At 49.8% G+C, this 21,922-nt stretch carries 26 protein-coding genes and 1 other RNA gene; 5 read left to right on the top strand and 22 right to left on the bottom strand.

Going from position 1 to position 21,922, the window contains the following annotated elements:
* The 9 genes from E1963_RS02640 to E1963_RS02605 all read right to left on the bottom strand — a co-directional run bounded on the left by E1963_RS02640 (window position 1) and on the right by E1963_RS02605 (window position 9,094).
* Complete coding sequence (locus E1963_RS02640; protein WP_132275330.1) at window positions 1-996, bottom strand: ABC transporter permease; 996 nt, start codon at window positions 994-996, stop codon at window positions 1-3.
* Window positions 996-1,844: an ABC transporter ATP-binding protein gene (locus E1963_RS02635; RefSeq protein ID WP_132274932.1), complete on the bottom strand. Its 849-nt coding sequence runs from the start codon at window positions 1,842-1,844 to the stop codon at window positions 996-998. Before E1963_RS02635 ends, E1963_RS02640 begins: the two co-directional genes overlap by 1 nt.
* On the bottom strand, window positions 1,841-1,996 hold the full coding sequence (locus tag E1963_RS19545; RefSeq protein WP_167482091.1) for a hypothetical protein: 156 nt from the start codon (window positions 1,994-1,996) through the stop codon (window positions 1,841-1,843). The genes E1963_RS02635 and E1963_RS19545 overlap by 4 nt, the downstream gene beginning before the upstream one ends.
* A 166-nt stretch (window positions 1,997-2,162) precedes the next feature.
* Complete coding sequence (locus tag E1963_RS02630; RefSeq protein ID WP_132274929.1) at window positions 2,163-3,239, bottom strand: sensor histidine kinase; 1,077 nt, start codon at window positions 3,237-3,239, stop codon at window positions 2,163-2,165.
* Entirely contained in the window at window positions 3,236-3,904 is a 669-nt protein-coding gene (locus tag E1963_RS02625; RefSeq protein ID WP_132274927.1) for a response regulator transcription factor, read from the bottom strand. Before E1963_RS02625 ends, E1963_RS02630 begins: the two co-directional genes overlap by 4 nt.
* 202 nt (window positions 3,905-4,106) lie before the next feature.
* Window positions 4,107-4,361 (bottom strand): hypothetical protein, encoded by a 255-nt coding sequence (locus tag E1963_RS02620; RefSeq protein WP_132274924.1) that lies wholly within the window; start codon window positions 4,359-4,361, stop codon window positions 4,107-4,109.
* A 30-nt stretch (window positions 4,362-4,391) separates the two neighbouring features.
* Window positions 4,392-6,323: a deoxyguanosinetriphosphate triphosphohydrolase family protein gene (locus tag E1963_RS02615; protein ID WP_132274921.1), complete on the bottom strand. Its 1,932-nt coding sequence runs from the start codon at window positions 6,321-6,323 to the stop codon at window positions 4,392-4,394.
* Between the two features lie 326 nt (window positions 6,324-6,649).
* Window positions 6,650-7,945 (bottom strand): ATP-binding protein, encoded by a 1,296-nt coding sequence (locus tag E1963_RS02610; protein ID WP_132274919.1) that lies wholly within the window; start codon window positions 7,943-7,945, stop codon window positions 6,650-6,652.
* Between the two features lie 18 nt (window positions 7,946-7,963).
* A complete protein-coding gene (locus E1963_RS02605) occupies window positions 7,964-9,094 on the bottom strand; it encodes a bifunctional chorismate mutase/prephenate dehydratase (protein ID WP_132274916.1) in 1,131 nt (376 codons plus the stop codon).
* Between the two features lie 87 nt (window positions 9,095-9,181).
* On the opposite strand from E1963_RS02605, the gene E1963_RS02600 reads away from it, so the two are divergent.
* From E1963_RS02600 to E1963_RS02580, 5 genes are read left to right on the top strand one after another with little or no spacing between them, the layout of a single operon-like run.
* Window positions 9,182-9,565 (top strand): putative ABC transporter permease, encoded by a 384-nt coding sequence (locus E1963_RS02600; protein WP_132274913.1) that lies wholly within the window; start codon window positions 9,182-9,184, stop codon window positions 9,563-9,565.
* Window positions 9,566-9,624: 59 nt separating this feature from the next.
* Window positions 9,625-10,161, top strand: coding sequence for a nitroreductase family protein (locus E1963_RS02595; RefSeq protein ID WP_132274910.1), 537 nt, complete (start codon window positions 9,625-9,627; stop codon window positions 10,159-10,161).
* Window positions 10,162-10,171: 10 nt separating this feature from the next.
* A complete protein-coding gene (gene pyrB, locus E1963_RS02590; protein WP_132274908.1) occupies window positions 10,172-11,089 on the top strand; it encodes an aspartate carbamoyltransferase in 918 nt (305 codons plus the stop codon).
* 11 nt (window positions 11,090-11,100) lie between these two features.
* Window positions 11,101-11,541: an aspartate carbamoyltransferase regulatory subunit gene (locus E1963_RS02585; protein WP_066575319.1), complete on the top strand. Its 441-nt coding sequence runs from the start codon at window positions 11,101-11,103 to the stop codon at window positions 11,539-11,541.
* 56 nt (window positions 11,542-11,597) lie between these two features.
* Complete coding sequence (locus E1963_RS02580; RefSeq protein ID WP_132274905.1) at window positions 11,598-11,813, top strand: hypothetical protein; 216 nt, start codon at window positions 11,598-11,600, stop codon at window positions 11,811-11,813.
* A 116-nt stretch (window positions 11,814-11,929) separates the two neighbouring features.
* On the opposite strand, the gene E1963_RS02575 is transcribed toward E1963_RS02580, so the two are convergent.
* The 13 genes from E1963_RS02575 to E1963_RS02515 form a co-directional block, all read right to left on the bottom strand.
* Window positions 11,930-12,148, bottom strand: a complete 219-nt coding sequence (locus E1963_RS02575; RefSeq protein WP_132274902.1) for a hypothetical protein — start codon at window positions 12,146-12,148, stop codon at window positions 11,930-11,932.
* A 2-nt stretch (window positions 12,149-12,150) separates the two neighbouring features.
* Complete coding sequence (locus E1963_RS02570; RefSeq protein ID WP_132274900.1) at window positions 12,151-12,693, bottom strand: flavodoxin family protein; 543 nt, start codon at window positions 12,691-12,693, stop codon at window positions 12,151-12,153.
* Window positions 12,690-13,187, bottom strand: coding sequence for an aminoacyl-tRNA deacylase (locus tag E1963_RS02565; RefSeq protein WP_132274897.1), 498 nt, complete (start codon window positions 13,185-13,187; stop codon window positions 12,690-12,692). The genes E1963_RS02570 and E1963_RS02565 overlap by 4 nt, the downstream gene beginning before the upstream one ends.
* 123 nt (window positions 13,188-13,310) lie before the next feature.
* An RNA gene (rnpB, locus tag E1963_RS02560) (RNase P RNA component class A) lies at window positions 13,311-13,660 on the bottom strand.
* Window positions 13,661-13,709: 49 nt separating this feature from the next.
* On the bottom strand, window positions 13,710-14,183 hold the full coding sequence (gene rnhA, locus E1963_RS02555) for a ribonuclease HI (protein WP_066575313.1): 474 nt from the start codon (window positions 14,181-14,183) through the stop codon (window positions 13,710-13,712).
* A gap of 12 nt (window positions 14,184-14,195) precedes the next feature.
* Complete coding sequence (locus E1963_RS02550) at window positions 14,196-14,879, bottom strand: MBL fold metallo-hydrolase (RefSeq protein ID WP_132274895.1); 684 nt, start codon at window positions 14,877-14,879, stop codon at window positions 14,196-14,198.
* 9 nt (window positions 14,880-14,888) lie between these two features.
* Window positions 14,889-15,356, bottom strand: coding sequence for a MogA/MoaB family molybdenum cofactor biosynthesis protein (locus tag E1963_RS02545; RefSeq protein ID WP_132274892.1), 468 nt, complete (start codon window positions 15,354-15,356; stop codon window positions 14,889-14,891).
* Between the two features lie 54 nt (window positions 15,357-15,410).
* Window positions 15,411-16,088 carry an LrgB family protein gene (locus tag E1963_RS02540; RefSeq protein WP_132274890.1) on the bottom strand — a complete coding sequence of 226 codons (678 nt, stop codon included), beginning with the start codon at window positions 16,086-16,088 and terminating at the stop codon, window positions 15,411-15,413.
* Window positions 16,081-16,467: a CidA/LrgA family protein gene (locus E1963_RS02535; protein WP_132274887.1), complete on the bottom strand. Its 387-nt coding sequence runs from the start codon at window positions 16,465-16,467 to the stop codon at window positions 16,081-16,083. Before E1963_RS02535 ends, E1963_RS02540 begins: the two co-directional genes overlap by 8 nt.
* Window positions 16,468-16,614: 147 nt before the next feature.
* The gene (spoIVA, locus tag E1963_RS02530) at window positions 16,615-18,087 is read right to left on the bottom strand and encodes a stage IV sporulation protein A (protein ID WP_132274884.1); all 1,473 of its coding nucleotides are present in this window, start codon (window positions 18,085-18,087) and stop codon (window positions 16,615-16,617) included.
* Between the two features lie 61 nt (window positions 18,088-18,148).
* Complete coding sequence (locus E1963_RS02525; protein WP_132274882.1) at window positions 18,149-19,585, bottom strand: hypothetical protein; 1,437 nt, start codon at window positions 19,583-19,585, stop codon at window positions 18,149-18,151.
* Between the two features lie 123 nt (window positions 19,586-19,708).
* On the bottom strand, window positions 19,709-20,992 hold the full coding sequence (locus E1963_RS02520; protein ID WP_132274879.1) for an MFS transporter: 1,284 nt from the start codon (window positions 20,990-20,992) through the stop codon (window positions 19,709-19,711).
* A 39-nt stretch (window positions 20,993-21,031) separates the two neighbouring features.
* Window positions 21,032-21,904 carry a shikimate dehydrogenase gene (locus E1963_RS02515; RefSeq protein ID WP_132274876.1) on the bottom strand — a complete coding sequence of 291 codons (873 nt, stop codon included), beginning with the start codon at window positions 21,902-21,904 and terminating at the stop codon, window positions 21,032-21,034.
* Window positions 21,905-21,922 lie beyond the last annotated feature (18 nt).

Here is a 21,922-nt window from a genome sequence, read left to right as displayed (position 1 = left end):
TCAGCTCTCCTTTCCCATTTCCCTACGGAATGTGCATTGTACGCCTGCGAATAATACCGCGATTGCAGCCAGACACCCCAGATAGTAGGCAACGCTATCCGTGGGAGTTCCAAAGTAAGCATTTTTCAGGCCCATATACATGTGATAGAACGGATGATATTGTATCCAATCCAGCTTTACCGCCGTATTAGCAGACAAAAACACCGGGGATGCCACAAAAATCGCAATCAGGAGATAGGTCAATGTAAACTGTCGGAAGTCCTTTAGAAGCAGGGCGCAGGCCAGCCCTGTCAAGGCCATGACCAAGGACAGGAGCGCCGTTTGGAGCAGTACCGCCGGCAATATGGTTACGGTCTCCAATAGTCCAACATTCAGCACAGTGAGAAGTACCGCAAAGACAAGATCGGACAGCAGGAAGATTGTCAGCTTAGACAGGATAAACAGATATTTACGCAAGGGCACAATAGCATGTACACGGATAACTCCCATGCCTTTTTCCTTGAACAGCACAGCGGCAATTCCTAAAAATCCAACAGCGGCAATTTCAAAAAACAGCAGTTCACAGGTAATCTCTCTCCTCGCCTTTTGTTCCGGCGTATTAGAGCCAATCACCTCGGCGCTGTAATTCCCTGACGGCTGCAGGAGAGAAAGCGCGTAGTCGATACGGTGACGGTCTGCATTTTCTGCCGCCTCATAGAATATAAGCTGTGGCTCACCGGCGCTGGCATCTATGCCCACGCCATTGGTATCTTCGAGTAAGATCGTGTCAAGCTCTTCTTTTGAAGAGACTCGCTGAACCAGCGTAGATACTGTTGTCTGCGTTCCAACCGGGTCATACAGGTACACATTGTAAGCTTCAGCGTCCATAAATTTGATATATCCAAAGTTCACGTACAGGGTGTAAAGGGCCAAAAATCCCAACGACATGAGGAAAAATTTCCCAGAAGCCATCATCCGGCAATCTTTTTGGAACAGGGAACAGAGACTCTTCCACATCAAGACAGCCCCCTTCCCGTATATTTGATAAACATATCCTCCAGCGTCGGCTCCTGTGAATGGACGCTGATAATCTCGTCATGCGCAAAGGGAATACCCTCCTCTAATTCCGAGGTCTCAATCGTCTGTTCTTCTCTCCTTTCCTGATACAGATAGTCAATTACCACGCGGTGATTGCTGTTCTGCTCTTTCAGGCTTTTGGGAGTATCCAGCGCCATGATATTGCCATCAGATATAAAGGCCACCCTGTCACACAGCAGATCGGCATCCAGCATATTGTGGGTAGTCAAAAATACCGTTGTTCCTTTCCTGCGTTCTTCCTCAATGATTTTGCGGAATAAAACAGCACCGGACGGGTCAAGCCCACTGGTCGGTTCGTCCAGAAACAGCAGCTTGGGATTGCTGATCAGCGCCCGCGCCATGCTTGCCCGCTGCCGCATACCCTTTGAGTAGGACGAAACAGGCTTTTTCAAGAAATCCGGCTTAAATTCCAATTCATCCAATACTTCCTCGATGCTGCGCACCTGCTCTTTCGGATAAAAAGAAGAAAAATATTTGAGATTGTCAACGGCGCTTAAATTGGCATACAGATAAGGAAACTCAAACAATACTCCAATTTTCCAAAAAAATTCCTGCGTATGTGCCGCAGAAATGTCCTGCCCGAACAGGGATACCTTGCCAGCGTGCCCTTTCAAGATTCCGGTCAGGATTTTTTGGGTCGTTGACTTCCCGGAGCCGTTCGGTCCCAGAAAGCCAAAGATTTCTCCATCTTCCACAGAGAAGTTCAGGCCGTGCAGCACCTGTTTGTCTTTGCCGTAGGAGTACGTCAAATCTTTTACTTCAATCATTCATCCTCACCCCATTTTCCGTGCTGTTCCTTTTTCTTCTCCTGCTCCCGCTTGTTCCACCACTTCACGAACTTAATCTTTAACGGGACAGAGATTGCCAGCACCGCTACAATCACCAGGCACCAGTACCACTCCAAACCTAAAAATCTCATAGAATCCCCTCCTTTGTCTGCGAGAGCCGAATGCTCTCTTATTGAGATGAATTTACAAAAATTCGGTGAAGTCGGTGTGAACCCGGTGTGAAGCTGGCGTGAAATCGAAAAAACAAAAATGGCCCTGCCTTTTAAGTAAAAGCAGAGCCGTTTATAGAACACATTTTTAACTGACGGATGGAATGAAAAAATAAAATTGGACGCCATCAGAACAATTTTCCACGCCGAAATCAAATTTCTGCATAGACAGAATTTGCGCGACGATGGCAAGCCCCAGCCCGGAGCCGCTGTATTTGGAATTGTTGTCCCGGTAAAATTTTGTCCACAGTTTTGGCAGGTTCTCCTGGGGGATGGGCGGACTCTGATTATAGATGGAAAAATATAGTGTCCCCGCCTGCTCCATCAAGGTCAGCTTCAAAATACCGTCCGCAATGACGTTCTTTTTTGCGTTGACAATCAGGTTGTCTAACACCTCCTCCATACGGGCCTTATCCGTATAGACATAGACCTTGTGTTCTGGCAGTTCGTAATGCAATTCATAGTGAGCATCCGGCACGTCGATCAGCAGCCGCCCGGCGACGGTCTCCAGAAATTCCACGAAGTCAAACCGCTCCGGGTTAAGCCGCAAAGTCCCGGTTTCCAACGCGGATAAATCTAAAAGTGTTGTAATCAGCCCGCTCATTCGTTCTGTTTCCTTTATGATTATCTCCGAATACTTCTGCTTTTTGGCCTCGTCAGGTTCGTCCTGTAAGACCTCGGCGTAGGCACGGATAACGCCCATCGGTGTTTTCATCTCATGGGAAAGCTGGTCTGCCAATTCTTTGCGCTCGGCCAGCAGCTGCCGCTCATGCTTAACATCTTGTTCAAGTCGCATGTTAGCTGCTTCCAGTCGTGCAAGGGTCTGTTGCAGATTATCCGCCATCGTATTGATGCTTAAAGCCAATTCCCCAAATTCGTCATCGGAGGTAATAGCGCAAGGGACGGAAAAATCCAGCTCCGCCATCTTCCGGGCCGTTTGATTGAGTTTAGAAATGGGCTTTGAAATAAATCGTCCCATTAGGAAATCGACAGCAAGAACAATGATAAGCACAAAAAGGAACCAGGCGGCAAATGAGACATCAGTATCCATATCCAGCCTCGTTGCAAGGATGTATGAAAGGATAAGCAGAATACCGGCCAGCTTTGATACCATCAGCATCTTTTTACGGACTGTCCGCAGTGAAAAATTATCATTTAATTTCATACTGTTACCTCGAATTTATAGCCGGATCGGATGAGGGTAACGATATGTCTCCCCTCGTCGCCTAATTTCTGCCGCAAGGTTTTGATATGGGTGTCTACCGTCCGGGTGGTTCCTCCGAAGTCATATCCCCAGATCCTGTTCAGCAGCTGGTCACGGGTGAATATCTGTCCCGGGTTTGCCATGAAGAGATACAGCAGTTCATATTCCTTGTGGGTTAGAGTGATTTCCTTTCCGTCTATGAATACTTTGTGGGAGGACGGCACTACCGTTATCTTTCCCAAGTTCAATGCGTCAAGAGGGACAGAGGAAGAGCGGCGGAGCAGGGCATTTGTCTTTGCAAGCAATACTTTAGGGCTGAAAGGTTTTGTCATGTAGTCGTCGACCCCATGTTCATAGCCTTTCAGCTTATCGTTTTCACCACTTTTGGCCGTCAGCATGATAATAGGCATATTGCTCATTTCCCGTGCCATTTTGCAGACGGAAAAGCCGTCCAGATGGGGCATCATTACGTCCAGTATCATAAGATCCATCGGATTGTTTTTCAAAACCATTAAGGCGTCCACACCATCGTCCGCGGTGAAGCAGGTGTGTCCGCCCCGCTGCATATACGTGGCAATGATGTCCCGCATATTCTTTTCATCTTCAACAATCAATATATTCGCCATAGTAAATCACTCCTTTCCGCCTTACCGTTGCCTATAGCGTCAATCTTGCGGCTTTTTGCTGCTATGGGAATTCGCCAAAACGTGCCTATCTTCACCACTCCTGAGATACTGATTTCCGGTCAGGGCGTCTGTGTACTCTCCGTCAAATGTAAATGGGTTGTCCGTCCCTGCGCTTGCCGATGCCTCGCCATATACATCATAGTTATAAGATAACATATTCGTTCCCTGTCTGCCAGTCAGGTTTGGAGCTACCTTGCCGTCCTCTGTCATTGCGAATCCGTATACACTTCCGGCCTGAGAGTCCGGGTCCTGCCAGATACAGGCAGACGACGATTAAGCTGGAAGACAGAGCAGACACGCTGTCTGCTATCCGGCGCAGCAGGCCATAGGCCACGCAGTGGTTTCCCACGCTCCAGAGCAGTAATCCTGCTGTAATACATATTTTTTTCTTATTCATGTTCATGGTACATCCCCTCACACCGCCATGTTATGGATGCAGTCGTTTGTATTCCTGTAATGCATAGCTGTCCGTCATCCCGGCTATAAAGTCCGTTATATTGCGTATGAGTATCTTTCTCTTCTCAAACCGTACGAATTCGTCTATAGGCAGGTCTATCTCCTCTTCCAGCCCTATCTCACCTTCAACAATCGATCGTATCTCCTCCTTCACGATGCCCATATTGCCAGTCCCAAGATGGATGGCACTCTCTCTGACCGAGGCATCCTCATGCTGCAGCATATGGCTGTATATCCTCTGCAGCGTCCCCTTGTGGAGCAGCCGCGGGTTCCGATAGTAGTCCTGGAATAGCGCATAGATAATCTTGTTTCCTGTGTGGTCGAATCTTGCAACTTCCGCGCTGGATATCACCCTCCTGTTGATAATCTGTTCCAGATATCTGCACACGTCCCAGTCGGCTTTTGACAGCGTGACTATCTCTTTATCGATGCTGCCGTCGGCCGGCCTCTCATACTCCTCCATCCTATCCCTGCTGTAGCAGATCGCACCATTGATAAAGTAGTGGACTATCGCCGACACCATCCTTCCTGCCATCAATTCTCTGTCTGATATGTACGTACGCTCGTATGTATCGAACATGGACTTCTCTTCCCGCAGCTCTTCCCGTATCGCATGATACTTATCCAGATCCAGATGAGCTATCAGCTCTTCCACCGTAATCAGCCCTGAGGAGATTGCATCGTCAACGTCATGTCCTCTCTGGGCTATCTCGTCCGCCAGTGCTACCGCCTGTCCTTCGAGGGTGGAACAGATATAATATCCTTTCTTCCTGCTTGTGAAGCGCTCTTCCAGTTTCAGGTGCGCAACAGTCTCTTTATCAGCAAAGTCGCTGATACTTATCTCTTCTTTCAGCTTCGTATGCTTCAATACCCCTTCCATCACCTGGCAGCTGATGTTCAATCCTTCATGGGCCACATATTTCTCTTCCAGTTTGTTTAAGACACGCAACCCCTGGTAATTATGCTTGAATCCGCCGAAACAGCCTGTCCTGCATGCTTTTCCATCGTCCGGGAACTCGATGCACGGAAGCGTTCCGGATAAGATTGCCTGCAGCGTCCTCTCTCCCTGATGTCCGAACGGCGTATGCCCGAGGTCGTGCCCGAGCGCTATCGCCTCCGTCAGGTCCAGATTCAGACCAAGCGCATACGCAATGGCTTTGGCAATCTGGTTTACCTCCAGCGTATGTGTCATCCGTGTGCGGTAGTGGTCACCTTTTTGGGCACCGAATATCTGCGCTTTGTCCACCAGCCTGCGGAACGCCTTGCTGTTGACGATCCGTTCTCTGTCCCTCTGGAATGCCGCCCGGTCTCTGTCCGCCTTAATGCGATACCTTCTGACACATTCGTTCTGATGGCAGGCCAGCTCATGCAGCTCATAAGGTATCTCCTCTTCTGTACCGGTACCGTCCTGTACAAATTCTTCCTCTTCCTTCTCTCCCTTTGCCTTTCCACTGTTTATCAGCAGATCTTCAAAAGACCTGATCAATTCTGTAAAATGGTTGATCATTACATAACTGCAGCTTTCATAGTCAGCTTTCAGATCCAGGTCTAATTTGTCCAAAAGGTTATGAATCATGTTCGGATCCTCAAGATGCAGAAGCATCTTATAATTTATCGTCATGCTTTCCTCTTTGGAATCCACCTCGCAGTAGCCCGCATACAGCTCCTGATTATAGAATCTCCCGTTCTCTTCCTCGTAGCAGATCATAGCCACGATCCCTTCCGTACCATCCCTTTCCCCATCGTACTTATCTTTAAAATTCTCGTAGTTCAGCCCATACAGCGTATATTCATTTTCCCTTTCTCTTTCATAGCTTTCCTCTGCTTTATTCAGAATCGCAGCAGCCCCTTTCTTGTTATCCGCATTCTTCTTCAGCTTGATTACATACAATGTGTTCTTCATCTTTCTCCTCCTTTATCGTCCGCAGAATGTCGAGTTTTGTCCTCTAATATAAAAAAAGCCACAGAACTCGAAGTCCTGTGACATTTTTTACCCTCTTATATTGTCGAAACCTGTACCATTTCATACTAATACCGCCTGTGCACTTTTACATATTATAGCATTTAACGCATGATTCATCCATCATAATATTATAATCAGCTACGCATCCATCTTATTTTGCTTCTTTTTACAGACGCTCAATAACATGCGGTGCCGTCTCAGCCTGAATCCTCTTCCACAAGCTTTTGATCCTCCTGTGTCATATGCTGCTGTCTATCAGCCAGCCTTTACCGTTTCATCCCGAGCAGGTAGTCCACGAACTGCTGCGCAGTCCTTCCCGACAGTCCGCCGTGGCTCAGCTCCCACCTGTTTGCTTCAAGCAGCAGCTCATCCTCCGGCATATCGATGCCATTTCTAAGTGCAATCTGCCTTACGATCTCCTGGAATTCCTTTTTCTCCGGACGGCCGAAGTAGATTGTCACTCCGAATCTGGCCACCAGAGACAGCTTCTCCTGTACCGTATCGTTCGTGTGCAGCTCTTCATCCCGGTCCGCCTTATCCTTGAATGTCTCACGGATCAGATGCCTCCGGTTTGAGGTGGCGTATATGAGCACGTTGTCCGGCTTGCGCTCCAGACCTCCTTCGATGACGGCTTTCAGATACTTATACTCTATCTCAAATTCTTCAAAGGAGAGATCGTCCATATAGATGATGAACTTATAATTGCGGTTCTTTATCTGTGCGATTACGTCATTCAGGTCCTGAAACTGATGCTTGTATATCTCTATCATCCTCAGGCCCTGGTCATAATACTGATTGAGGATGGCCTTGACGGATGAGGACTTTCCGGTGCCTGCATCTCCATATAGCAGGCAGTTGTTGGCACGCCGTCCTTCCACGAACGCCTGCGTATTGGCTGTCAGCTTCTTCTTAGCGATATCATACCCGACAAGGTCATCCAGATAGACATGGGCTATCTTTGTTATCGGCACTATCTCGGCGCCTTCCGCCGTATGTTCTACGCGGAACGCCTTGTGGAGGCCAAGCTTGCCTACGCCGAACTCCTTGTAGAACTGGGTTACCGTATGTTTGAATTCCCGGCTGCCGGAGACATCGGCCAGCGCTTTTCCCAGACCGCATATACGGCTGCTGATTCTCGTGTTGAACACATTGCCATGTTCTTCGCCAAGCCCTCTGTAATCCCGGACAAATGCCAGGCAGCCTGCTCCCAGTTCCTTTTCCAGCAATGTGAAGTCATAATCGAACAGCTCTTTGAATATCTCAAAGTCATGCAGGGCCGCATCGTTGATGCTGCCTTCTACTTCGCCAACGATCTCACAGGACGTGCTGTACGCGTTTTCATCGCTGGCAAGCAGATACGTGAGATAATCATGCCACAGGTTGCCCTCGAAGCCATGGCTGGCAGCCAGCTCCAGGAGCGCATTCACCACATCGTACAGAAGGCTTCGCATATCTTCTTTGTTATAGTATTCATTGTCATAATTTTCCATAAGGAACGTCATATCATCAAGAATCTGCTGCTGTTCCATATGTTTGTAGAGGATCAATTCATTTGTTCTCATCTGTTTCCTGCTCCTTGCCTAATAATTGCCGAGAATCTTGAGGCTCCGGCTTTCTTCCCTCAGTCCGCGGATTGCATTCTTAACCGCTCCGTCGCTTAAGCTGCCCTCAAAATCCACAAAAAAGCGGTATTCCCACGAACGTCCCTCTACCGGTCTTGACTCGATCTTCGTCATATTCAGGTCATTATAGATAAAATGAGACAGCAGATGATACAAGGAACCGCTCTCATGCGCAACCTCGAAGCAGATGCTGATCTTATCCGCATCTTTGCGGAATATCTTCTGGTTCGTAACGACGATGAATCTTGTAAAGTTATTTTTCTCGTCATTGATCCCGTCCACCAGGACAGAAAGGCCGTGTACCTTAGCCGCATACGCGCTGCAAACCGCAGCCTGCGTCCGGTCCGCGTCCTCCAGAATCTTTTTGGCCGCGATTGCCGTATTCACGACACTGATCTGCTGCCAGTCGGCATGGTCATCCAGGAAACGGGACGTCTGCATGAGCGCCTCTGCCTTGGAATAGACACGCTGTATATCCGCAAGCTCCGTCCCTGGCAGCCCCGCCAGCGTGTGTGTTACCGGAAGGATCGTCTCACCTACGATATAATTCTCAAATTCCACGAGCAGATCATACATCTCGTTCACCGCACCAGCCGAAGAGTTCTCAATCGGAAGCACGGCGTAGTCGGCAGATCCTTCTTCAATCGCCTCCATGGCATCCCGGAACGTCCTCACATGAAAGCAGTTGCAGCCTTCCCCAAAATACTGCTGCATGGCTGCCTGGCCGTACGCCCCCTCCACGCCCTGGAAGACGACCCGTGCCGTGCCCTTGTCAAGAGAATCCACCTCTATGAACGGCAGGCGGCCAAGTGCGCCTGCCTTCACAAGCTGCTGGTACTGCAGCTTCCTGCTTATGGACATGAGCTGCTGATAGAGCTCCTGTATCCCTTTCTTGTTGAAGTCGCTGCTGACCTTGGAGGCTACGTCTGTTAGCTTGTTCTTTTCCCTCTGGCGGTCGAATACCTTCTTCCCTTTCTCAATCTTGTACTCGCCGACCTGTTCGCATATGTTCATGCGTCTTTCATACAGTTCCACAATCTGTGCGTCTATCTCATCCAGCTGTTCCCTCAGTTCTGTCAACTCTGCCATATCCATCTATCTCCTTCTTGCAAACTAATCTGTATTATAATACATTTTGTGCATAAAATCTACTGCCCTTTGGCATACTTACAACGTATGAAACATAATTTTCTCTCCTGTGGAACGGCGGGCTGGTGTATGGAGATCCTATTCACCGGCCTCCATTCCTATAAAGAAAAGAATCCCACGCTGATGGGAAGCACGTCGATCTGGATGTTCCCGATATACGGGATGGCCAGTTTCCTCTCGCCCGTCTGCAAAGTCCTGAAAGGCAAAAGCCCGGTCCTTAGAGGAGGTGTATACACATGCTGCATTTTTATCGGAGAATATATCACCGGGTCTGTTTTGCGCAGGATCGATGCCTGTCCGTGGGATTACAGCAAAGCTCCTATGAACATTAACGGCCTCGTCCGCCTTGATTATGCACCCCTCTGGTTCGGCGCCGGACTGCTGTTTGAAAAAATCCTGTCCAGAAGTTGAAAATCTTTCGTATTTATTATATGATATATGAAAGATTTTCAATATGGGAGGATTATGATATGAATACCAAGGAATGCATCATGACACGAAGAAGCATCCGCAGGTTCAAGCCGGAACGTGTGGAACATTCTCTGTTAGAATCTCTTATATCTACCGCTTCCTATTCGCCATCCTGGAAGAATAGTCAGATTACCCGTTATATCGCAGTCGAAGATCCTTCAATTCTTGATACTATCGCTACTCATTTTACCCCGGAATTTAATTCCAAGATCGTAAAGCAGGCACCACTGCTTATTGCAGTTACTTTTGTAAAAGGTATCTGTGGTTTTGAGCGGGACGGTTCCTTTACGACAGAAAAGGAAGACCGCTGGCAGATGTTCGATGCAGGTATCGCATGCCAGTCGTTCTGTCTTGCCGCTCATGAGGCAGGGCTTGGTACGGTGATTATGGGAATCTGGGACGGGCACGGTATCAACGGACTGCTGCATATACCCCAGGATGAGGAGCTTGCCGCCTTAATAGCCGTCGGCTGGCCTGACATCGAACCGGCTGTACCCAGAAGAAAATCTGTGGAAGAATTATTGACATATATATAAGGAGGTTTTTATGAGACATTTGATGAGTCCACTAGATTTCTCAGTGGAAGAGTTGGATAAACTGATGGATGTGGCTAATGATATAGAGGTCAATCCGGAAAAATATGCACATGCATGCGAGGGGAAGAAGCTTGCCACTTTGTTCTATGAGCCAAGCACAAGAACAAGGCTGAGCCATGAGGCTGCCATGCTGAATCTGGGCGGCAGCATCCTGGGATTCTCTACCGCCGATTCCAGTTCTGCCGCTAAGGGGGAAAGCGTGTCAGATACGATCCGTACCATATCATGTTACGCTGATATATGCGCCATGCGCCATCCGAAGGAAGGTGCGCCTATGGTAGCGTGCCGCCACTCTTCCATCCCTGTAATCAACGCAGGAGACGGAGGGCACCAGCACCCGACCCAGACACTGACAGACCTGCTCACCATCCGCTCTTTAAAGGGGCATCTCTCCGGCATGACCATCGGACTCTGCGGGGATCTGAAGTTTGGGCGCACCGTCCACTCGCTTATCCATGCACTTGTCCGATATACGGGAATCAGATTTATACTGATATCCCCTGAGGAGCTGAGGCTGCCTGGCTACATACGCAACGATGTCCTGGATGCCAAGGATGTACCTTATGAAGAAGTGGTCCGTCTTGAAGATGCTCTGCCCAAACTGGATATCCTGTACATGACACGTGTACAAAAGGAGCGCTTCTTCAATGAGGAAGACTATGTCCGTATGAAGGATTTCTACATCCTGGATGCGAAGAAGATGGAGCTGGCTCCGGACAATATGTTCGTCCTCCATCCGCTTCCGAGAGTGAACGAAATCTCTGTAGAAGTAGACAGCGACCCAAGGGCCGCTTATTTCAGACAGATGCAGTATGGCGTCTACGTGCGGATGGCTCTCATACTTACATTACTGGAAATTGAAGTTTAGGAGGAATTGTCATGGTTGAAAATACATTAAATGTAGGCAGCATATCGGAAGGTTTCGTACTGGACCATATCCAGGCGGGAAGAAGCATGGATATCTATAAGCACCTGAAGCTGGATAAGCTGGACTGCTGTGTGGCTATCATCAAGAATGCGCGCAGCAGCAAGATGGGGAGGAAAGATATCATCAAGATCGAATGCCCGATAGATTTCATAGATCTGGATATCCTCGGCTTTATAGACCACAATATCACGATCAATATCATCAAGGATCAGAAGATCGTGGACAAGAAAGCATTAAAGCTTCCGAAAGAGATTACAAACGTCATCCGATGCAAGAATCCGCGCTGTATCACTTCCATCGAGCAGGAGCTGGACCACATCTTTGTCCTGACAGACCCGGAAAAGGAAATCTACCGCTGCAAATACTGCGAAGAGAAGTACGACGAGCGTTAGAAATGGGAGTTTAAGTAATGTAGACGCCGATGGGGAGGTATGGGGCATCTGCTCCGATGCGTCCGGGAACTGCGACTATCACACAGATTCCTAAGCCTGTGGACTGTTCGCCGATAGCGGCTCTCATCCCACGGGCCAAGGAATCTGGTGAGGATTCTCCGTCCCTTCCGCTTACACCTGCGCATCTGCCCCATACCTCCCCATCGGCTATCTACTTTACTGGCACGGGCGAAGGCGGCAGTGTAACACTACTGGCTGATGGAAGTGCTTAATAACAGCCATATACATACAGGTTGCATATATTATGCTTGTTATATTTTATCATTCATCTCACGCAGCCAGCGGTCATCCGATGGCCAGTAACGTCACACAACCGCACTCGCCCTTGTTAAGTGAAGTAGATAGCGGGCGGGGAGCCGGGTGGGAGATGCGCAGGTGTAAGCGGAAGAGGCGGAGAATCCTTTCCGTAGCCCTTATCCTGCGGGATGTAAGCCGCTATCGGCGCGCATTCCGTAGGGTTAGGGATACGTGAAATAGTCAGAGCCTCGTACGCATCGGAGCAGATGCCACCCGGCTCCCAGTCCGCAGCCACTTTACTTAAACCCACATTTAGATTTCCTCTCCGAGGCGCTGGATTTCTTCCAGGATTCCTGTCTTGTCGACATCTCCTTTTTCGCTTGCATTTTCTGCTATCACGTGCCCTCTGTCGTTCCACTCCAGATAGTCGGCCATAATCTCATATGTCTTCACGATACCGGCAAATGCTTCTTTCTTATCTGCACCACAGACGAGCAGCATGCATTCCTTCGTCCCTTTGAAGAGAAATTCCCCTCTCAGAAGCGCATAGAACCGGTCTATGACGGCCTTTATCTGCTCCGGAAAGGTAAACCAGTAGAGTGGGGTTGCGAATACGATGACATCTGCCTCCAGCAGGACCGGTGCGATATGGTTGAAATCGTCTGCATACACGCATGGGTTTCCGGTCTTATAACACCCTTCGCATGCATGGCATCCCTGGATGTCAAGCTCTGCGGCACTGATTGTCGTAAGCTTGTGTCCTTTTCTACCCGCGCCTCTGATGAACGCATTGGCCATCTTTTCACTGTTGCCGTTCTTTCGGGGGCTTCCTGTTATCACTACGATATTCTTCATCGGCTTTCCTCCTCTCTCTTCCATCCGCTGCAGATATCTATCCACTGCCTGCACCCGGTCACCTCATATAAGTCCCGGCCGGTAATGCCGACCGCACTGTTGCCCATGCCGCCGGACGTATACACGTAATCCTCCATGAAGCGCTTAATGGATATGTCCATATATACCTTGGCCCTTTTCCCGGGGAGGGCGATGGGGCTTACCGCCCCTGGCCTGCAGCCTGTGCAATCCATCAGGTCTTCTTCATCAAGGACGACCCTTTTCACTTTGAACTGCTTTTCGTACTTGACAGCATCAATCTTCGCATCTCCTGACAGTATGATTACATTGGCGCCAATAGGCGCGGCAAATACAAGCGTCTTGGCTATCTTCTCTGCCGGAATGCCGAGCAGCTTCATAGAATCTTCCGTACTTGCAAAATCTCTCTCACAGTCACGTATCTCATATGTAAACGACTGCCGTTCCAATAATTTGACCACTCGATCTGCTGCCATAAGCGTTCCTCCAGGTTCGGCCTTTTTATCTATATCATCAGCCAACGTCAAGCCAGCTTGGCTTTGGCGCGTTGCTCACGGGAATAAATTACAAAAAGACATGATACCGTAATACCACGTCCATAAGCAAGCAAGACGATAAGCCGGGTTATGTCGTTGGGTAATCATCTATCTAGACCTGCTGTCGCCAGCAGGTTCCAGCAACCTACCTAAGGCGTGGCGGGCCGCCACAATGCCTTTATCCGGTCTTGCTTCGGATGGGGTTTACATGTGCCCTCCCTGTTACCAGGGAGGCGGTAGTCTCTTACACTGCCCTTCCAACCTTACCCGGATGAACCGGGCGGTACATTTCTGTTGCACTGGCCTTGGAGTCGCCTCCACCGGACGTTATCCGGCATCCTGCCCTGTGAAGCCCGGACTTTCCTCACCTGCAGCCTTTCGGCCTTCGCAGCTGCGATTACCTGTCTTACTTGCATCTCATACTTTACCATACTCTATCCTCATTGTAAAGGTACACGTCTGTCAGATTCCCTCATCCTCTATGAGTCCATCTCCGTCCGCCGCGGTGGTTGCAAGCGTATCGCACCGTTCATTCTGCGGATGCCCGTCATGTCCTTTTACCCAGATGAACGTGACTTTGTGAGGCTCTTTTGCCTTCAGCAGCCGCTGCCACAGATCCACGTTCTTTACCGGTTCATTCTTGCCGCGCTTCCATCCTTTTTTCAGCCACCCGTCTATCCAGTGCTGGTTGAACGCGTCCACCACATATTTTGAATCAGAGTACAGTTCTATCTCACAGGGCCGGTTCAGCGCTTCCAGACCGGCGATGGCAGCCATGAGCTCCATCCGGTTGTTTGTCGTCTTCTTATACCCCTGTGAGAGTTCTTTCGTGTGCAGCATGCCTCTGGAATCCGTATATTCCAGGACCGTGCCATACCCTCCCGGCCCGTCCGGGTTTCCCCTTGCGGCTCCGTCGGTATATATTTTTACGTGCATATCATCTCTCTCCTATATTTCAAATGTCTGTCCATCTTCTGTAATATGCATGACTTTGGCTTTATAGCCTGCGGCAGCCTCATTCTCCATCAGACGCTCGTATACGTCGTATCTGTCCCACATATGCATAGGAAATACACAGTTCGTATGCGTATGTTTCATTAAATAGTCAAGTCCCCAGTAATACTGCTCTTCCTGCCTGGGATCCAAAGGGACGAATGCCACATCTATGTCTTCACCCTCCAGCTTGCCGATCTCGTGCTGGTAGTTCCTTTGCATCATCTTATTATACGCAGGACCTTCTTCTTCCCAGTGCCACCAGTTCAGATCTCCCGCATGATATATCGACTTCCCTTCCGCACGGACGAGGAAGGCGATGCCTGCATCTGTCGAACGCAAGGTGCTGATGCACAAGCCATCCACCTGGAACTCCTGCCTGGGGCCTGCATAGATGATACGCTCCGCCTGTCCGTCCGCCTTGATATCATCTGACAGGATATATGTTATGCTATGGTACGTGTTGGCCCACGTAAATATTTTCTTCTGGAAGTGGTCCGGATGGGCGTGGCTGGAAAATACATATATGCTTTTCTCTTTTGGAAGAGGCGGGAGCTCTCCCCTGTAATAATCAAAGACAAGGACAGCATTTTCCAGCTCGAGGACAAATCCGCTGTGATTCATGTAGGTTATTTTCATATGCTCGTGCTATTCTCCTTTTATGACTTCTACCGCATGGGTAATCTCCGGCAGCAGATAATCCAGGCACTGCTTTACCGCTTTCGCATTGCCGGGCAGATTGACGATGAGCACGTCTCCTCTTATTCCGGCCGCACTTCGGTTCAGCATAGACCGCTTTGTCACCTGCATCGTGAATGCGCGCATGGCTTCCGGTATTCCAAGGATGGGCCTGTCCACGACATCCATCGTCGCCTCCGGCGTACAATCATGCTGTGCGCAGCCGGATCCGCCGGTGGTGAGTATCAAGTCGGTCAGATGGGCATCCGCCATCCTCTGCATGACAGTGGATATCACCTTGTGGTCGCTTGGAAGCGCTTTCATAAACACAATGCTGTGTCCGGCGTCTTCCATAATCTTCTTGACGACCTGTCCGCCCGCATCTTCTTTTAGCCCTTTGTATATCTCTGTACTCGCTGTAATGATTGCAACTTTCATACTGTACCTCCATAATTTCTCTTAACGTAGTCATATAGTAAAATATTAACGCTTTTACAAAAATAATGCAATGATTACGGTGCATATTCCTGCAATCCCCATGGACACGCCGCTCACAGCTCCTTCCACCTCTCCCATCTCTATCGCCTTTGCAGTGCCGATGGCGTGGCTTGCAGTGCCGAATGACACTCCAGTGGCGACCGGATCCTTTAGCTTCAGAAGCCGAATGATGAACGGATGTATGATTGCTCCACCCGTTCCGCATATGATTACCGCCATCATAGTGACAGAGCGCAGGCCGCCGAGCTGGTCGGACAGATCCAGCGCTATCGCCGTAGTCACGGACTTCGGAAGCAGCGACGCCAGCATATCCTGGTGAAGCGCAAGCAGCCGGCAGAGCAGTATCGTACTTCCCATGGATATCAGGCTGCCGGCAAGACAGCCGATGACGATTGGAAAAAACTGCTGCTTCAGAACCTTCCTCTGCCGATAGATGGACAGGCCGATCATCGCCGTTGCCGGAACGAGGAACAAAGAGATGAACTGTCCTCCCTCCATATAATCCTTATATGGAATGTTAAGAAGCTTGAGCACCGCCACACAGAGCACCATGGCGATAAGCAGCGGATTCGCCAGCGGTGACTTTATCTTCTTCGCCATCCGGTCTCCTATATAGAAAGTAATGACCGTAAGAAAGATTCCAAACAGAGGATTCGCCCACAGATTATCCATCGGACGCACCCCCTTGTCCCGCCAGCTTATCCATACATATCTGAACTATCCTTACCGTAACGTATGTACCGAGAAACGTCAGCACAAGCGAGGCACATACGACGAGGAGGAAGCCTTTCAGCTGTCCTTTGAGAAGTCCGATATCCTCCACCATACCGATAGAAACCGGCACGAACACGATTGCCATGTTAGACAGCATAAAGTCCGCCGTTTCCTGGATATGCCCCTCCTTCAACAGCTTGAGGCCGAGCAGAGCGGCCAATATCAGAATCGCTGTCACGCTGCTCGGGAAGGCAATCGGCAGCAGAGATACGATAAACTCGGCTGCCAGGCAGATTGCCAGAATGATCCCAAGCTGCCTCAGTATCTTCATATTCATATACAAAACTCCCATCATCAAAAATGGATTGCGCTACACGCAGTCTCCAGAAGAGTATAACATAAAAATACAGTCAAGTTCCACCCTTGACTGTATTTTTTGAAAGGGTTCTGACCCCTTTCAAAATTCTTCAGATTATCTGACTATTTATATGATGATGCAGACGAGTCCTCCGTTGCTGTCATTTACGATTTTCTGCATCGTATCCTGCAGTTTTCCCTGGCTCTCGTCATTAATGACAGCCATCTTATTCTGCATGCCGTCCATCACGAGATCTTCGATGGATTTGCCGAAGATGTTCGTGCTCCAGATTCCGCCTTCTGTATCTCCGGCTTCCTTGATGTAGCGTACGAGGTCTTCCGCCTGCTGTTCGCTTCCGACAATCGGGGCGATCTCCGTCTCGATATTGGCCCGTATCAGGTGGATGGACGGAGCCTCTGAGTGGATCTTGACGCCGAACTTGTTGCCCTGTTTGATGATGACCGGCTCTTCCAGTGTTATCTCTTCTTTCTTCGGGCTGACGACGCCATAGCCTTTCATGCGGACTGCGGCAAATGCATCCTTCACCCCTTCGTATTCATCCTTGAGTTCCGACAGGTTCTTCATTGCCGTGATGAGCTCATACTGGCCGGCGATCGGCGTGCCTGTCAGCTCGCTTAGCATCTCGTAGTAGAATTTATCGGCGATATCTATTCTCACCTTCACGCATCCGGTATCCATCTCGATATGGTCTACCTTCATGTCATTTATGTAAGGGCTTTCCGGCTTTTCAAGCCCGGCCGCCGCGTCTTTGATTTCTCCGAAACCGTTCATAACTGCCCGGATATGTTCCAGCATATCCTGCTTGATACGGTGGTCTCTCGGAAGCATCTCCACCCACTTCGGTATATAGAACTGTACTTCCGATACCGGAAATTCAAACAGCACCGCCTCCATGATCTGGTAGATGTCATCTTCTTTGAGCTGTTCGCAGTTCACCGGCATGGCTTTCACGCCATACTGCTGCTCCAGCTCCTGTGCAGTCTCTCTCGCCTCGTCCCCATATGGCTTCTTGGAATTCACCAGCACGATAAACGGTTTCCCGATGCTCTGCAGTTCCCGGATCGTCTTTTCCTCTGCTTCCCGGTATCCCTGCCGCTCGATATCCCCGATGCTGCCGTCTGTCGTCACGACAATCCCGATGGTTGCATGGTCATGGATGACTTTTCTCGTTCCGATGGTTGCCGCCTTGGTAAATGGTATCTCATAATCAAACCATGGCGTCTTTACCTGCCGTTCCTCTCCGCCCTCGATATGTCCGGATGCACCTTCTACCATATAGCCCACGCAGTCTATGAGACGTACTTTGACAGACACGTCGTCCGACAGCTTTATCTCCGCCGCTTCTTTCGGTACGAACTTCGGCTCCGTCGTCATAATCGTCCTGCCCGAAGCCGACTGGGGCAGCTCATCCTTCGTCCGTGACTTCCCATGCTCATCCTCCATATGCGGGAGTACCAGCACATCCATGAAACGTTTGATAAATGTAGACTTTCCGGTACGCACCGGCCCTACGACTCCTATGTATATTTCCCCGTTTGTCCTGGCTTGTATATCTTTGTACAGCTGAAACGTGTTCATTGTGAATACCCCCTTGTTATGCTGATACAAGTGTATGCTTTGCAAGGGGGTATTATTCCGATTAATTTTCTATGTATTTCTGCGCCGCGAGTGCTTTTATCTCTTCTTCCTTCGATTTCTCTATCGCTTCCAGCTCGGCCGTCGTCGGCACTCCGAGCTTCTTCTTCTGGAACTCCATGTTAGACAGCAGGAAGTTCAGAGCAAAGCCTGCGAGCAGTGCCCACGCAGAACCTTTGAACGCCAGCACCGCGGCCATGATACCGGCAATGCTCCTGTCCATGTTCGACTTGCAGTATTCCATACCGATCCTTGCACATACATATGCCTGGAACAGCAGCGTAATGGCGGAGCCTACTCCCATGATCGGCTTCATGAATGACACGACCGGTACTAGGATGACACTGAGGAATGTCGCCATACGGAAGGAGCTCATCCCTCCGATCAACGACTTCATCGCCTTCTTCCCTTCCTTATACCGCACCGCTACGGACACCGTCATGCCGACCCAGAGGGGCCCGGCCAGCGGAGGGAAGGGTGCAAATATAGCAAGGATAAGGTTACGCAGGCCGCTAATCAGGTTAGAACGGCTCGAATTGAAATCTATATGCTCGTCATCTCTGCTCTCCTGTGCTTCCTTGACTAGCGTCTCAGACGTCACGAAATCACCGAACGCCAGCACATAGCAGATCAGTGCAAGAGGCATCGCCTGTATGAACATAGACAGCGGTGGAAATCCGACGGAAAATATGCTGACCGTCTCAAAAATCTTGCCAAAATCAGGAATGCGGATTATGCTCCCCAGCTCCAGCGTCGGTTTGGCAAGCTCCCCGAGCAGTACGCCGAGCAGCATCGCTATGAGATAAGGAAACAGGTTGCCGTACTTGGCCATGATATCCAGCAGCTTTATCTTCCCTCTCTTTTTCTCACAGAACGGCGAAAAGCTCAGGAAAGCAAGCAGCAGCGTTCCTGCCAGCGTAGCGACAGGAGCGGTCAGGAGCTGGCTCCCCTTCTCAAGCTGTCCCTGTATGACCGTAATCGGAGCGGCCAGAAGGATTCCTCCCTTGATGGATGTAGGGACGCTGTGCACAAACTTGTCTGCCAGCTTGGTCACGCCCATGAAGATAAATACAAATGCCACCAGCAGCTGCACCGCAATCATCGCCTGTATCCTCTCCGGCCCTTTGTCAAACCCGCTGATAAATGCCAGCGTAAACGGCAGGGTCGGCGTAATCCAGCCCGGTACGACAGGGTCGCCAAGCCACCCGTGGAGCATATACATGAACACCTCTATGATGACACAGCTCCATGCCAGTTCATACGGTATGCCGAGATAATCAGTCAGATATGGAATTGAACTGAGCGCGGTGGCGCCCAGAATCAAGCCCTGGAAAAACTCTACATATTCTATACGGAAATGCAGCCCCGGAATCCTCCACTGGAACGGCCCCAGCGGGATATAAGGGAGTTCTTTCGGATTTCTTTCTCTTCTTGCACTCATATGTGCAGCCTCCTCATTCATCATTCTATAGCAGATATCGTTCGTTAAAAGACAAACAATATCTGCCTGCAAGAAACTCTGCTCTTGTTTTAAGAGCAGAGCTCCAAGAAGTATCTTTATGCTTTATGCCTCCTGCCTGCCTAATGGGTTGCTGCCAAAGATCTTCTTATACTGTATTGTCAGATAAGCCATCATTACTACAGCCACGACGGCTGCCACAAGAAGTAATGCCATCATCGTATAGATTGCAGATGTCTCACCGATAGATTTCGTCATCGCGGATACGATGTACGGAAGGAAGCAGCTTGCCAGCCCCATCCACGTATAATAGATGCCGGTATTCCTTCCCTTCGGACCCGGACACATCTCCTGGCGGACGCCAAGCCCTGTCTGGAGGGCACCGCCTGCTGCGAAGAAGCCAAGCAGGGCAATCGCCACGTACACGACGCCTACGTTCTTGACGAGGAGTACGATAGCAAGCGCTGCCGCCGTAAATGCCGAATCAATTAGCACGACCTTCAGCGGATTCCACTTCAGCTTGCCCATCATGATAGCCCAGAATATGACGGCGATGATAGAGCCTGCCGTATAGATGGAAGTCATGCCTGCCGCCTGCATCTCTGTCAATCCGCAGTTGGTCATGCCGAATGCTTTCGTATACTGCTGCGCGCCGTACATGATGAACATGCAGAGGAAACCGTAAAACATCGTGACAAAGTTCACCAGACCACTCGGCTTCGTCTTCATCCGCGCCTTTGCGGCATCTATTTCAGCCTCTGCCGCATTCGTCGTCTTTCCGTCTGCGGTCTTTACCGTCTCCTTTATCTGGTCGTCATACACAAAAGGTGCAATTACCGCAAGGATAACGCATACCACAGACAGAATCAACGGAATCCACACATTTATCTTCCAGTTGCCGGAGGAAGAAAAATGTACCGCCATCAATGGATAGATGATGCCTGACACGGATACGAATGCTTTGATTCCGATAAGCGCGGAACCTGCATACTTCGGGGCTGCCTCCTGCACTGCCGGGTACAGGGATGCGTCCCAGAATCCGGAAGTGGCCACGCCTGCAAGGAAGGCACATACACATGCCACCGTGAAGTTCGTAGAGAACAGCAGGCCCGCAAAGCAGATGATATACAGTATGCCTCCGGCGACCGCCATCTTCTTCCGCCCAATCTTATCCGATACTTCACCGCCGAGCCATACGGTCAGGAACTTGCCGAATCCGGTCGCCGTGATTGCAAGCGACACAGCCGCCGCCCCGGCCACTTCATCCGTGTACCCCCACTGCGTGAAGAAGTTTACTTTGTTCTGTGACAGAATTATAGCCTGGATTCCATGTGTAAAGTAACACATATAGACTGTCACCAATGATAGAATATACTTCTTTGCTTTCATCCTAATTCTCCTATTCTTTTCTTCTATAAAAACAGACGATTACTTATTTTCCTCCTGGAACCTCTGGTACTCCTTAAGAGGCATCTTCTTACCTACGAACAGCTCGTAATTCACTGCCCCCTGCTGCTCCAGCATACCTTTTCCACCGACTGCCTTACAGCCGGCCTCTTCCGCTTCAAGAATCATCTTCGTCTTTTCAGGGCTGTACACCGTATCCGCCACAACCAGGTCTTTACGGTATAAGGACTTGTCGATGAGCGACACATCGTCATACGGCTCCATACCCATGATGGTTGCGTTAATGACGATATCACAGCTGTTCACCGCCTCTGCCAGTTTCTCCTTGTCGTCCAGGTCCTCCACCGTAACAGAGCATTCCGGACACCTCTTTGCAAGTTTTGCCTTCGTCCCCTCTGCCCTCACAAAGAAGTCATCCTTTGGATTGAAGATTTTCACTTCTTCTGCACCGTCCAGGGCAAGCTGCACCTGGATAGCCGTTGCAGCTCCGCCGGCTCCGAGTATGACTGTTTTCTTTCCCTTCACAGAGACGCCGTTCACCTCAAGATTCTTCACAAAGCCGACGCCGTCCGTCACATGGCCTGTAATCACGCCGCCATCATTGACAAATACGTTGCATGCACCGATGATTTCTGCCGCCGGAGACAATTTATCTACAAGTTCTGCCGCCACATTCTTACACGGCATCGTGAAGTTTCCGCCTCTCATGTTCAGCAGGCGGATAGCTTCAAACACCTTGGGCATCTGCTCAACATTTACATCAAATGCCATATAGGCATAGTCCAGACCGTCGTGCTGGAAGCTGAAGTTATACATGGCCGGGGAGCCTGAATGCCCTACCGGAGTCCCAAACAATGCCATCAAACCTGTATGTCCTGATATTCTCTTTTCCATCTTATTTCCCTCCAAAAT

The organism is Extibacter muris (assembly GCF_004345005.1).
GTDB classification, from domain to species: domain Bacteria; phylum Bacillota; class Clostridia; order Lachnospirales; family Lachnospiraceae; genus Extibacter; species Extibacter muris.
Note: the sequence above shows the minus strand (reverse complement) of the source record. Positions and strands in the feature narration are given on the sequence as shown.

Bases quoted from the DNA above. Each gene is read 5' to 3' on its own strand.
- E1963_RS02595 (WP_132274910.1), top strand. From the start codon at position 9,625: ATGAATACCAAGGAATGCATCATGACACGAAGAAGCATCCGCAGGTTC.
- E1963_RS02635 (WP_132274932.1), bottom strand. From the start codon at position 1,844: ATGATTGAAGTAAAAGATTTGACGTACTCCTACGGCAAAGACAAACAG.
- E1963_RS02545 (WP_132274892.1), bottom strand. From the start codon at position 15,356: ATGAAAGTTGCAATCATTACAGCGAGTACAGAGATATACAAAGGGCTA.
- E1963_RS02540 (WP_132274890.1), bottom strand. From the start codon at position 16,088: ATGGATAATCTGTGGGCGAATCCTCTGTTTGGAATCTTTCTTACGGTC.
- E1963_RS02515 (WP_132274876.1), bottom strand. From the start codon at position 21,904: ATGGAAAAGAGAATATCAGGACATACAGGTTTGATGGCATTGTTTGGG.
- E1963_RS02520 (WP_132274879.1), bottom strand. From the start codon at position 20,992: ATGAAAGCAAAGAAGTATATTCTATCATTGGTGACAGTCTATATGTGT.
- E1963_RS02550 (WP_132274895.1), bottom strand. From the start codon at position 14,879: ATGAAAATAACCTACATGAATCACAGCGGATTTGTCCTCGAGCTGGAA.
- pyrB (WP_132274908.1), top strand. From the start codon at position 10,172: ATGAGACATTTGATGAGTCCACTAGATTTCTCAGTGGAAGAGTTGGAT.
- E1963_RS02585 (WP_066575319.1), top strand. From the start codon at position 11,101: ATGGTTGAAAATACATTAAATGTAGGCAGCATATCGGAAGGTTTCGTA.
- E1963_RS02570 (WP_132274900.1), bottom strand. From the start codon at position 12,693: ATGAAGAATATCGTAGTGATAACAGGAAGCCCCCGAAAGAACGGCAAC.
- E1963_RS19545 (WP_167482091.1), bottom strand. From the start codon at position 1,996: ATGAGATTTTTAGGTTTGGAGTGGTACTGGTGCCTGGTGATTGTAGCG.
- E1963_RS02600 (WP_132274913.1), top strand. From the start codon at position 9,182: ATGAAACATAATTTTCTCTCCTGTGGAACGGCGGGCTGGTGTATGGAG.
- E1963_RS02620 (WP_132274924.1), bottom strand. From the start codon at position 4,361: ATGAATAAGAAAAAAATATGTATTACAGCAGGATTACTGCTCTGGAGC.
- spoIVA (WP_132274884.1), bottom strand. From the start codon at position 18,087: ATGAACACGTTTCAGCTGTACAAAGATATACAAGCCAGGACAAACGGG.
- E1963_RS02615 (WP_132274921.1), bottom strand. From the start codon at position 6,323: ATGAAGAACACATTGTATGTAATCAAGCTGAAGAAGAATGCGGATAAC.
- E1963_RS02525 (WP_132274882.1), bottom strand. From the start codon at position 19,585: ATGAGTGCAAGAAGAGAAAGAAATCCGAAAGAACTCCCTTATATCCCG.
- E1963_RS02605 (WP_132274916.1), bottom strand. From the start codon at position 9,094: ATGGCAGAGTTGACAGAACTGAGGGAACAGCTGGATGAGATAGACGCA.
- E1963_RS02610 (WP_132274919.1), bottom strand. From the start codon at position 7,945: ATGAGAACAAATGAATTGATCCTCTACAAACATATGGAACAGCAGCAG.
- rnhA (WP_066575313.1), bottom strand. From the start codon at position 14,183: ATGCACGTAAAAATATATACCGACGGAGCCGCAAGGGGAAACCCGGAC.
- E1963_RS02630 (WP_132274929.1), bottom strand. From the start codon at position 3,239: ATGAAATTAAATGATAATTTTTCACTGCGGACAGTCCGTAAAAAGATG.
- E1963_RS02580 (WP_132274905.1), top strand. From the start codon at position 11,598: ATGCGTCCGGGAACTGCGACTATCACACAGATTCCTAAGCCTGTGGAC.
- E1963_RS02565 (WP_132274897.1), bottom strand. From the start codon at position 13,187: ATGGCAGCAGATCGAGTGGTCAAATTATTGGAACGGCAGTCGTTTACA.
- E1963_RS02535 (WP_132274887.1), bottom strand. From the start codon at position 16,467: ATGAATATGAAGATACTGAGGCAGCTTGGGATCATTCTGGCAATCTGC.
- E1963_RS02640 (WP_132275330.1), bottom strand. From the start codon at position 996: ATGTGGAAGAGTCTCTGTTCCCTGTTCCAAAAAGATTGCCGGATGATG.
- E1963_RS02625 (WP_132274927.1), bottom strand. From the start codon at position 3,904: ATGGCGAATATATTGATTGTTGAAGATGAAAAGAATATGCGGGACATC.